This is a genomic window from Amphritea pacifica, from assembly GCF_016924145.1.
GTDB classification, from domain to species: Bacteria; Pseudomonadota; Gammaproteobacteria; order Pseudomonadales; family Balneatricaceae; genus Amphritea; species Amphritea pacifica.
Genome location: NZ_JAFFZO010000246.1, coordinates 1 through 255, shown reverse-complemented (window position 1 = coordinate 255; position 255 = coordinate 1). Strand labels below are relative to the sequence as shown.

Sequence of the window (255 nt, the reverse complement as noted above, 5' to 3'; positions counted from 1 at the left end):
ATTTTGAGATGAGTCATTCACACGCGACTGAAAAACTGATGGTGGAACTGCGCGACCTGAACAAATGGTACGGCGAGTTTCATGTCCTGAAAAACATAAACCTGGAGGTTAAACAGGGCGAGAAGATCGTCATTTGCGGGCCTTCGGGGTCGGGTAAATCCACCATGATCCGCTGTATTAACCGACTGGAAGAGCACCAGAAAGGCGATATCATCGTCAACGATATCCCCCTGAATGAAGATATAAAAAATATCG

Annotated in this window: 1 protein-coding gene; it reads left to right on the top strand. The window is 46.3% G+C overall.

Going from position 1 to position 255, the window contains the following annotated elements; genetic code table 11:
* Positions 1-8: 8 nt before the first annotated feature.
* Positions 9-255 (top strand): ATP-binding cassette domain-containing protein (locus JW499_RS22225; RefSeq protein ID WP_205212493.1); only part of this gene is annotated, 247 nt, incomplete at its 3' end.